The sequence below is a fragment of the Stenotrophomonas sp. STEN029 genome (assembly GCF_056760015.1).
In genome coordinates this window covers 1-10680 of the sequence record NZ_JBRREC010000125.1, presented here as the reverse complement: position 1 = coordinate 10680, position 10680 = coordinate 1, and the positions used below count along the sequence as shown (strand labels likewise).

General features: G+C 65.7%; 9 protein-coding genes. 4 read left to right on the top strand and 5 right to left on the bottom strand.

Going from position 1 to position 10680, the window contains the following annotated elements; all coding sequences use genetic code 11:
• Positions 1-189: 189 nt before the first annotated feature.
• Together ACVOLI_RS19225 and ACVOLI_RS19220 are read left to right on the top strand one after the other, a co-directional pair.
• Entirely contained in the window at positions 190-858 is a 669-nt protein-coding gene (locus ACVOLI_RS19225) for a DUF4124 domain-containing protein (RefSeq protein ID WP_481615604.1), read from the top strand.
• The gene (locus ACVOLI_RS19220) at positions 858-1484 is read left to right on the top strand and encodes a DUF4124 domain-containing protein (protein WP_481615603.1); all 627 of its coding nucleotides are present in this window, start codon (positions 858-860) and stop codon (positions 1482-1484) included. Before ACVOLI_RS19225 ends, ACVOLI_RS19220 begins: the two co-directional genes overlap by 1 nt.
• Here the strand turns inward: ACVOLI_RS19220 and ACVOLI_RS19215 are convergent.
• A complete protein-coding gene (locus ACVOLI_RS19215; protein WP_282273335.1) occupies positions 1472-2248 on the bottom strand; it encodes an SDR family oxidoreductase in 777 nt (258 codons plus the stop codon). The two genes, ACVOLI_RS19220 and ACVOLI_RS19215, sit on opposite strands and share 13 nt — an antisense overlap.
• A gap of 95 nt (positions 2249-2343) precedes the next feature.
• Between ACVOLI_RS19215 and ACVOLI_RS19210 the strand changes: the two genes are divergently transcribed.
• Positions 2344-2574 (top strand): hypothetical protein, encoded by a 231-nt coding sequence (locus tag ACVOLI_RS19210; protein WP_481615602.1) that lies wholly within the window; start codon positions 2344-2346, stop codon positions 2572-2574.
• Positions 2575-2809: 235 nt separating this feature from the next.
• Here ACVOLI_RS19210 and sppA read toward each other — a convergent pair whose 3' ends face one another.
• From sppA to ACVOLI_RS19190, 4 genes are all read right to left on the bottom strand, one after another.
• The gene (gene sppA / locus ACVOLI_RS19205; RefSeq protein WP_481615601.1) at positions 2810-4717 is read right to left on the bottom strand and encodes a signal peptide peptidase SppA; all 1908 of its coding nucleotides are present in this window, start codon (positions 4715-4717) and stop codon (positions 2810-2812) included.
• Between the two features lie 70 nt (positions 4718-4787).
• Positions 4788-6152 carry an MATE family efflux transporter gene (locus tag ACVOLI_RS19200; RefSeq protein ID WP_481615600.1) on the bottom strand — a complete coding sequence of 455 codons (1365 nt, stop codon included), beginning with the start codon at positions 6150-6152 and terminating at the stop codon, positions 4788-4790.
• A gap of 141 nt (positions 6153-6293) precedes the next feature.
• Positions 6294-6854 (bottom strand): DUF3106 domain-containing protein, encoded by a 561-nt coding sequence (locus ACVOLI_RS19195; RefSeq protein WP_481615599.1) that lies wholly within the window; start codon positions 6852-6854, stop codon positions 6294-6296.
• Positions 6847-7866: a hypothetical protein gene (locus ACVOLI_RS19190; RefSeq protein ID WP_481615598.1), complete on the bottom strand. Its 1020-nt coding sequence runs from the start codon at positions 7864-7866 to the stop codon at positions 6847-6849. The genes ACVOLI_RS19195 and ACVOLI_RS19190 overlap by 8 nt, the downstream gene beginning before the upstream one ends.
• 421 nt (positions 7867-8287) lie before the next feature.
• Between ACVOLI_RS19190 and ACVOLI_RS19185 the strand changes: the two genes are divergently transcribed.
• On the top strand, positions 8288-10483 hold the full coding sequence (locus ACVOLI_RS19185; RefSeq protein WP_481615597.1) for a primosomal protein N': 2196 nt from the start codon (positions 8288-8290) through the stop codon (positions 10481-10483).
• The last annotated feature ends 197 nt before the right edge of the window (positions 10484-10680 follow it).

Genomic DNA, 10680 nt, shown 5'->3' with positions numbered 1-10680 from the left:
CGGCAAGGGGCTTCACCGGTAGCGCCTCAGCCGAGCATGGCTCGGCACTACGTTTTCGCTCCCTCCCTTTGGCGAAGCCAAGGGGAGGGCTGGGGAGGGGTAGGCCCTTTTGGCCTTACAGGGATTGCCAGCTCCGCGGCTCACGCCGCTCCTACAACAACAACGAAGCCGTCGTGGCACACTGCCGGCATGCGCGCTCGCCTGCCCCTGCTCGGTTGCCTGGTCTGGTTGCCTGCCGTGGCCCTGGCGGTTGACCCGCCTCCCGCCAGCTCGGCGGACAATGTCCGCATCTACCGCTGTGTTGGCAGCAATGGCGCGGTGTCGCTGCAGGATGCGCCCTGCACCAAGGCGCATCAGCAACAGGTGCTGGACATGACACGGCCGAAGGATCCACCACCGCGACAAGCCTCCACAGCAGCCCCACACACAACCGCGCCGGTCATCCAGCGCGAAGTGCGGGTGGTCACGGTGCAGCCTCCACAGCCGATGTACGAATGCGTCACCGCCGAAGGCGAGCGCTATACCAGCGACAACAACGAAGGCAATCCACGCTGGATGCCGACCTGGGGCTATGCCTACCCAACCCATGGTCCCGGCCACGGTGGCCCACGCCCGCCGCGCCCACCCGGCGGAGGCGGTATCCCGTGGCGAGCAGGTGTCGCGGTTCCGATGGGTTCGGTGCTGGTGCGAGACAGCTGCCATGCCCTGCCGCCACAGGAAGTCTGCGCGCGCCTGCGCGATCGGCGCTGGGAACTGATCCGCCGCTACAACAGCGCGCTGCAGAGCGAACGTCGGGAACTGACCCGCGAGCAACGCGGCATCGACGCGCGGCTTGAACAGGACTGTGGGGGAACCTGATGCGTTGCCTGATCCTGATCCTGCTTCTGGCCAGCGCCAGCGCGCGGGCCGCCGAGGTCGTGTTCTATCGCTGCACTGATGCCGCCGGCGCGCTCACCGTGCAGAACATGCCCTGCCCCAAAGGCACGCAGCAGCAGAGCAAGAAAGTCATGCAGGCAGTAGCGACCGGACCACCTTCACCACCGATTGCCAACCCGCCGCCTGCAGCGCTACCGCAATTGATCGCGGCACCCGTTCCTGCTGCTGCGGCAGCCACCCCTACGAAGGCTGCCGCGGTTGTGACCGCACCACCGGTTCCGCTGCCCGAGCTGTTCCAATGCCGCACCCGCGAAGGCCAGAACTACTTCAGCGAAACCAACGAGCCGCCGTCACGCTGCGTGGCCATGCAGGTCACCGGCCTGGACGGCAACCCGAACACCGGCGCAGGTGATGCCTGCGAAGTGATTCGCGATACCTGCACGGCGGTCGACCCTGCGCAGCGCTGCGCCACCTGGCAGCAATGGGTGAACGACGCCGAATCGGAATGGCGTTTTGCAGCGGCCAGCCAGGCCGAGACGCTGCGGGAAAAACATCTCCGCCTGCAGTCACTGCTGGCTGGCAGCGACTGCAACACTCAGAAGCCGTAACGCAGGAAGCCGCCGTCCACCGCGATGCATTCACCGGTGACATAGCTCGATGCCGGCAGGCACAGGAAGCTCACAGCAGCGGCCACTTCTTCCGGCTCACCGATGCGCCGCATCGGCGTGCGCGCGATCACTTCATCGTAGTAATCGGCATCGGACAACGGCCCGGAAGTACGGCGGGTACGGATGTACCACGGCGCCACCGAGTTGACGCGGATACCATCCTCGGCCCACTCGCAGGCCAGGTTGCGGGTCATCTGCTGCATCGCCGCCTTGGTCATGCCGTAGACCACGCCACTGCGCACATGGGTGATGCCGGAAACACTGCCGACATTGACGATCGCCGAGGATGCGTGCCGGGTCAGCAACGGGTGCGCGTAGCGGCACAGCTCGAAGGCCGAGAACAGGTTGGTCTCGAAGATCCCGCGCCACTCGTCTTCGGAATACTCGGTTGCCGCCTTGGTGGTGTTGCCACCGGCGTTGTTGACCAGGATGTTCAGGCCGTCGCTGTGGTCTTCGACCCAGTCGAGGATTTCCTGCCGATCCTGGTCATCGCTGACGTCGGCCGAGAGCGCGTGGATGGCGCGCTCCGGGAAGGTTTCGGCCAGTTCATCGCGCGCGGTTTCAAGTGCGTCGGCATCACGCCCGACGATCAGCACATCGGCACCGAAACCCAGCAACTCACGTGCGATTGCCAGGCCAATGCCGGCACTGGCACCGGTGACCAAGGCGGTTTGCCCATCCAGGCGCCAACGCTGCGGATTCATGCTGTTTCCTCATCAATGCAGGGTGCAGCGTCCGTGAAGGGACGCTGCAGGAAGATGGGGCTAGGATAGCTGCCTGAGCCCAGCGGAGCATGCCGATGAAGCGTCTTTCCCTGTTGATGGTGCCGTTGCTGCTTGCGCTGGCAGCATGCAAGCCACAAGCGCCGGACACCGAACGTCCTCCTGAGCCGCAGGCCACCGCATTGCGTGATGCGATGAAGAAGGATCTGGACCAGGCCAAGGCTGCTGCTGCAGCGGCCGAGCAGGCCAGCAAGGCGCAGAAAGCCGAGCTGGATGCAGCGATTGGTGGCACCGATACCGCCAAGTAGCGCGTCACCTGTAATGCCGAGCCATGCTCGGCAATGGGGCCTTACCGCGAAAACCCACATGTAGTGCCGAGCCATGCTCGGCAATGGGCCTTACCGGCAACGTCACTGCCGAGCATGGCTCGGCACTACTGGGCATTGCCTGGAAAGCCCCTGCCGAGCATGGCTCGGCACTACAGTGCAGAAACAACAACGCCGCCCTTGGGCGGCGTTGTTGTTGCACATCACACAGGTGCGCTTACAAGCCGCAGAAGCAGTACGCCAACGACTTCACCGGTGCACCATTGCGGTCCTTCACTGCGTCTTCGACGAAGCGCAACTGGGTGTCCAGCTCCGGCATCTGCTTGGCGATCAGCATGCGTGCGACGCCCGAGTCGGCCAGCATCCAGGCGCCGGCGCGGCTGCCGGCGAAGCCGGTCATGAACTGCGCGAACGGGGTAGCTGCCTTCTCGATGTAACGCACGCGGAACTTGTCGCTTTCACCGAGCTTTGCACGCTCCGCCGCATCGGCAACGGCCGCCTTCAGGCCACCGAAGGCATCAACCAGACCGCGCTCCTTGGCCTGCGCACCGCTCCACACGCGGCCGCGTGCGACTTCATCCACCGCTTCAACTGGCTTGTTGCGTGCCGCTGCCACCTTGCCGGTGAAATCGGCATAGCCCTTGTTGATCACCGACTGGATCACCTGGCCAACGGCCGGGTCCATCGGCCGGGTCACGTCGAACGCGCCGGCAAAACGGGTGGTGCCGACACCGTCGGTGTGCACGCCGATCTTGTCCAGGCTGCGGGCGAAGTTCGGGATCATGCCGAAGATGCCGATCGAGCCCGTGATGGTGGATTCGTCGGCATAGATGCGGTCGGCGTTCATGCTGATCCAGTAACCACCGGATGCGGCCATGTCACCCATCGACACCACCACCGGCTTGCCGGCGGCCTTGAGCGCTTCCACTTCACGGCGGATCTGCTCGGAGGCGAACACTTCGCCACCCGGCGAGTCCACGCGCAGCACCACGGCCTTCACGTCGTCGTCGTCGCGTGCCTCGCGCAGCAGCGCCGAGGTCGAGACACCACCGATACGGCCAGCCGGCAGGTCGCCGCCGGCGATCTCGCCTTCGGCAACCACCACGGCAACCTGCGGACGCGAATCCATCGGCGAGCGACGTGCGTCGAGCTGGGTCAGGTACTCGCCCAGGCCGATCTGGCGGTAGCCACCGTCAGCATCGCCGTCGGCGACGCCGCGCTCGGTGAGCAGCGCGTCCACTTCCTCGCGGGTCTTCAGGCCATCCACCAGCTTCTGCTGCAGGGCGAAACGGGCCAGGTCGCCTTCGGCGGCGGCAATGCCTTCGGGCAGCGTGTCGATGCCGGCAGCCAGCTGCGCGGCGTCGAGCTTGCGTGCCTTGGCGATGTCGCCCAGGTAGCGCTGCCACACGTCGTTCATCCAGAACAGGTCGGCTTCCTTGGCCTGCGGCGAGGCGGCGTCGAGCACATAGGGCTCAGCGGCGGACTTGAACTCACCCACCTTGAACAGATGCACGTCCACGCCCAGCTTGTCCTGCAGACCGCTGCGGAAGTACTGGCGATAGCGCCCCAGGCCTTCCAGCAACAAGCCGCCCATCGGGTCGAGGTAGACCTCATCGGCCTGCGCGGCCAGCAGGTACTGCGACTGGCCCATGTTCTCGCTGAAGGCGACGACCTGCTTCTTGGCCGCACGCAGATCCTGCAGCGCGGCGGTTACTTCACGCATCGAAGCAAAGCCACTGGGCTGCAGCTTGTCCAGCTGCAGCACCACGCGGTTGATCTTCTTGTCGTCCTTGGCCGCTTCGATGGCGCGGATCAGATCGCGCAGCTGCAGCTCTTCGGCATTCGTTTCACCCAGCGCCTTGCCCAGCGCACGGCTGAGCGGGTCGGTGCTGTACTGCTCGACCAGACGGCCTTCCGGCGCGATCACCAGGGTGGTGCCTTCCTGCAGCAGCGTCGTCGATGAAGCGCCCTTGCCCACGGCGACCATCAAACCGATCAGGATCAGGAACAGCAAGCCGAAGAACAGCAGGTTGAGGATCAACCGGCGGGTGAAGTTCATCACGTCCCAGATGCCGATGAAGAAGCTGGCAACGGGATTGCGGCGTGGCACTGGAGGGGGATTCATGGACGCTCCGATTGGGGCTGGTTGCAAGTCAGGATACGCATAACCGGACGCTGCCGGCATGGCCTTTAAGTCAGGGGGCAGCCTGGGTGATCAGCCGACCGCTGCTGACCCGCAGCCGCCAACCCAGCAACACCGCAGCCACGGTCAAACCAATGATCAGGCCGATCCACATGCCCTGCGGCCCCCAGCCCAGCCCCAGTCCAAGCCCGGCACCGACCGGCATGCCCACGCCCCAATAGGCGAACATGGCAATGAACATCGGCACGCGGGTGTCCTTGAGCCCACGCAGAGCACCGGCCGACAACACCTGGATGCCATCGGGGATCTGGAAGGTGGCCGCGTACAACAGCAGGGTGGAGGCCAGCGCGGCCACCGCAAGGTCGTCGGTATACAGCCCCACCACCGCGTCATGGCCGAGCAACAAGGCGGTGATCGACACCACCTGGGTCACCAGCACGATGGCATAGCCCGCCCAGGTGGCACGGCGCACGCCCAGCGGATCGTTGCTGCCGACCGCATGGCCGACACGCACGGTGGTGGCCTCGGCCACGCCCATCGGGATCATGAAGCACAGCTGCGCCACGTTGATCGCAATCTGGTGGGCACTGGCCTCGGTGGCACCGATACGGCCGATCAGCAGCGCGGTGATGATGAACAGACCGCCTTCCATCAACACGGTGATGCCGATCGGCAGACCGGTACGCAGCAGGTCCCAGATAGCGCGCGGGCGCGGCAGTTCGAAATGACTGAACAACTGCAGGTGGGCGAAGCGCTTGGTGGTCCACAGGTAGGTGGCGAAGGCCAGCGCCTGTACCCACATGGTCACCGAGGAGGCGATGCCCAGGCCTGCGGCACCGAGCTCGGGGAAGCCGAACTTGCCGTTGCACAGCGCGTAGCCCAAGGGCCCGAGCACCAGCAGGCCGCCGAAACCGATCAGCATGGTCGGCAAGGTCCAATGCATGCCTTCACTGAGATAGCGCATGCAGAAGTACAGGGTCAGCGCCGGCACACCCCAACGGATGGCATGCAGGAAGTCGGTGGCACCGGGCACGATTTCCGGCGCGATACCAAACGCTGGCAGGAACGCCGGCACCACGCTCAGGAACAGGAACATCAGCGCGCTCAGGCCCACGCCCAACCACAGTGCCTGGCGGAACAGCGGGCCGATTTCACGGTCACGGCCAGCGCCGTGCAGCTGCGACACCGAGGCGGTGAGCGAGATCAAGGTGCCGATCGGCACCAGCATCGGCAGCCATAGCAGGGCCGTGCCAATGCTGACCGCAGCAAAGGTATCGGTGCCATGGTGGCCGGCGATGGTGTTGTCGACAAAGGCAATAAGACCGGTGGAAACGTGGCCCAGCACCAACGGCAGGGCGAGCAGTCCGGTCGTCCGCACTTCTTGCATGAAGCGCGGCGTAGCGGGAGACATGGACATAAAACACAGGGACGCGGACTACGGCCGGCGCAGGAAGCGCACAGATGCCGGGTCGCGGAGTGTGCCTATTCTACCGTGGCAAGGTTGCTACGGCCCCGCACCGCGGATGAACGGATGGCGTGCTGTCGCACAGCCCGGTAGTCAGTGCCCGACTTTCTCGCGCAGCCAGGCACCGCGTTGTGCCGGTGCCAAGGCCAGCAACTGGGTGCGCAGTTCTTCACGTTGCTGCGGCGGAGTCCGCTGCGAAATCAGGCTCAGCTGTTCCAGCTGGGCGGCATCGAGTTGTCGCAGCAGCGCAATCACCGGCTCGCGCTCAGCCGCTGGCAGGTAACCGAACAGCGGCTGCAGGCGCGGATACAACACACCCAACTGCGGACCCAGCAACCAACCATCGCGGTGCATCTGGTCGATGGCCATATAGCGCGCACGCAGGGCCTGGCGCTGTGCGTCCGGCAGCGCCGCGATTGCCCCCGCCGCCTGGCGGATGCGCTGTTGTTCGCTGGCCGGCAGTGCCTGCCAGGCTGCGTAGCGGCTACGGAGCTCGCGCTTCTGCTCGGGGCTCATCGAGGCCCATGCATTGCGCGTGCTGACCACGCTGGCACTGCCGGTCGTGGTCGGCAGCCCCGGCAAAGCGGTCGGCGCAGCCGCCTGCAGCGGCAGCGCAACGACGAGGATCAGGCCCGCCAGAACAGACTTACTCATCGGCATCGGCTGTCTCCAGCGCTGCACCGGCCGGTTCCGGACGGCTGGGTTGCGGCTGCGACTCGTCCACCGGGATCGGGCCACCGGCTGCATACCAGGCATGGAAGTCGGCATCGCGGGCCGTGTCCAACGCAGGATCGGCCAGCATGGCCGCATCGGCCGCCGCATGTGGGTCTTCGCCCGGCCCGGCCGGGGGACTGTCGTCAGGCAGCGATTCCACCTGCACCGGACCGTTGTCGACCAGCCCATTGCCAGCATCCGGGTCAGTGCTGACCACCGTATGCGAACGCCACCACCACAGCGCGACCACTGCCAGCAACAGCAGCGGCAGGCACAGCAGCAGCCAGGTGCGCAACGTCCAGGGTTTGGCCGGTTTGCGTCGCGGCGCCGGCTTGCGGCGACGCTCCTCTTCCACGCGCGGGCTGTTGCCAGCGGCAGTGGGCGCAGCGGCTGCGGCGGGCAAGGCGCCGGTAATCACCGAATCGCGCAGCTGTTCGAGTTGCTGCAGGCGCGGCGGCGACAGGTCGCGGATCAGCGCCTGCACCTGCTCGGCCAAGGCGCGCCAGCTGGCGGCATCCGGGTGACCATCTGCATCCACCGGACAGGCACCCGCCAGGGCCTGCCGATAGGCAGTGGCGTCAACGCCCAGCACCGTCGAAGCCGCTGTTTCATCCAGGCCGGCGCCAATCCGCAGCAATAGGGCCAGGCGTTCACCTGCTGCCAGCGTGCCCAGGTGTGCGAAGGCCGGCTCCCAGTTGCCCGGGCTGGTCGGCTTCAGCAACTGCGGGGTGCTGCACAGCAGGCCCCAGAAGCGGGCCGGCCATTCAACCATCAGCAGCTGCGCGGCATGGCCGGCAAACGCACGCATGGCCACGGCCACCGCGCGTTCACCGACGGCGGCATCGCCAGCCTGCAGCTCGGCAACGACCAGGGCGCGGCGTTCCACCCCGCGCAAGAAGGCGGACAGAGCATTGGCTGCGGCCGGCGAAAGAGGGGCTGGTGCAGCCATCATGTGAACTCCGTCATGCCGTGATGATACCGAGCGCACACCCCGCTGCCGACGCCCCAAGGCAGCAGCGGACCGATTCTGCAAGCCGCTGCAACAACTTGTGCACAGCGTCAATACGCTGTGACAAGCGACCCATGCACGCCGCCGTGAGACTGTATTTCTTTTTTGTTTCACGGATAAGTTATTGATTTTTATTGAATATCTTATGTGGCTATTTTTTGACCAAGTTGACCCAAAGGCTTGCTCCATCGCCCTGAACGCGTGGAGCACATTACTCACCCACAGAGTTATCCACAGGATGTGTGGATAACAATAAATCTCCAAGCGCAGCCAGCGTTTACGCCGCATTTATGCAGGACTTCACAGCATCACGATGACGGTGAATGGAGCCAGCCAAGTCGTCGGCTGCGGCTAAACTTGCCCCATGCCTGACTGCCCCACCCTGCGCCTTGCCCTGCCGGTGCCCCTGCCACAGCTGTTCGACTACCTGCCTCCGGTCGGCAGTCCCGCGCCCGAGGCTGGTGATGTGGGACGTCGGTTACGGGTGCCGTTCGGTCCGCGCGAGCTGGTCGGGGTAGTCGAGGCCATCGGCTACAGCGATGACCCGGCGACCTTGCGTCCGGCCCTGCAATGGCTGGATGACACCGCGCTGATCGGGGGCGAGCTCAGCGCCTCGCTGCGCTGGCTGGCGCGCTACACCCACGCCCCACTGGGGGAGGTGATCGCCACCGCGCTGCCAGCGCCCCTGCGCCGCGGCGAGCCATTAGCCGATACCCATGGCTGGGCCTGGGAACTGACCGAGGCAGGCCGCGCCGGTTACGCGCGCCTGCGCAGCGGTACCCGCCCGCAGCGCCTGGCCTCGCTGTTGCTCGGCGGTCCCGTCAATGAAGACCTGCTGGACGATCAGCTGGAGGACTGGCGCAGTGCTGCCCGCGCGCTGTCGAAGCGTGAACATGCGCGACGGATCGAAGTTGCTGCGGTGATCCCGCAGCCGCGCATCGTCGCCGGCCCGGTGCCCAACCCGCAGCAGCAAGAAGCGATCGACGCGCTGCAGGCAGCCGAGGGTTTCCAGCCCTTCCTGCTCGATGGCGTCACCGGCAGCGGCAAGACCGAGGTCTACCTGCAGGCCATCTGCCACTGCCTGCAGCAAGGCAAGCAGGCACTGGTACTCGTGCCGGAGATCGGCCTGACCCCGCAGACCCTGCACCGTTTCCGCAGCCGTCTGGGCATTCCGGTGCATGCGCTGCATTCGGGCTTGAACGACAACGAACGTGCACGCGTCTGGGCCGCCGCTTCGCGCGGTGAAGCACGGGTGATCGTCGGTACCCGTTCGGCGATTTTCACACCACTGCCGCAGGCCGGCCTGATCGTCATCGACGAAGAGCATGACGGCAGCTACAAGCAGCAGGACGGCATCCGTTACCACGCACGCGATTTCGCCATGGTGCGCGGCAAGGCACTGAATGTGCCGGTGGTGCTGGGCAGTGCAACGCCATCATTGGAATCCCTGCACAACGCACGCAGCGGTCGCTACACGCATCTGCGCCTGCAACAGCGTGCCGGTGATGCCAAGCCGCCGGGCGTGCGCGTGTTCGACGTGCGCAAGCGGCCGCTGCAGGATGGCCTGTCACCGGAAGTGCTGGTCGGCATCGAGCAGCACCTGAAGGCCGGCAGCCAGGTGTTGGTGTTCAAGAACCGCCGCGGCTACGCGCCGGTGCTGCTCTGCCATGACTGCGGCTGGACCGCGCCGTGCAAACGCTGCAGCACGCCGCTGCACAAGACGCCAATGACCGTGCACGGTGGCGGCCGTCGCCTGCAATGCCACCACTGCGGCGCGCGCCAGCCGGTGCCGCTGGCCTGCCCGGATTGCGCCAGCCTGGCGCTGCAGCCGCAGGGCATTGGTACCGAGCGCCTGGAAGAACGCTTGCTGCAGTTGTTCCCCGACTACCCGGTGCTGCGCATCGACCGCAGCACCACCGCCCGCCGCGATGCACTGGAACAGACACTGGCGACGCTGGGCGATCAACCCGGCATCCTGGTCGGCACGCAGATCCTGGCCAAGGGCCACGACCTGCCGAAGCTGACCCTGGTGGTCGTGGTCGGCATCGATGAAGGCCTGTTCTCGGCCGACTTCCGCGCCAGCGAAAAACTGGCGCAGCAGCTGATCCAGGTCGCCGGCCGCGCCGGTCGCGCGGAACGCCCCGGCGAGGTCTGGCTGCAGACCCACCATCCGGACAATGCGCTGCTGCATACGCTGGTCAACGGTGGCTACCACGCCTTCGCCGATGCCGAACTGCTGCAGCGTGAGGCCGCTGGATTTCCCCCATTCGCACACATGGCCATGCTACGTGCCGAGGCAAAGCAGGTGGAGCAGGCCAATGAATTCCTCGCCGCACTCAAGCACCTGCTTCCCAAACAGAACGACCTTGAACGCTTTGGACCAATGCCGGCACCGATGCCGCGCCGTGCTGGTTTCCAACGCACGCAGTTGCTGCTGTCGGCCGGGCAGCGGCGTCCCTTGCATGCAGCGCTGGATGGCTTGATGGCGCAGGCTTATGGCCTGCCGCAGGCGCGCCGCGTGCGCTGGTCGCTGGATGTGGACCCTATGGATCTGTACTGATCGGGTGCTTTGCAGGAGCGACCCGAGCCGCGAAGCTGAAAATGCACGTGATCCCGGTAGAGCCGAGCCATGCTCGGCTGGAGCTTTACCGGTAAAGCCTCTGCCAAGCAATGCCTTGTAGTGCCGAGCCATGCTCGGCAGGGGCTTCACCAGTAGACCCCAACGTAGTGCCGAGCCATGCTCGGCAGAGGCTTTAC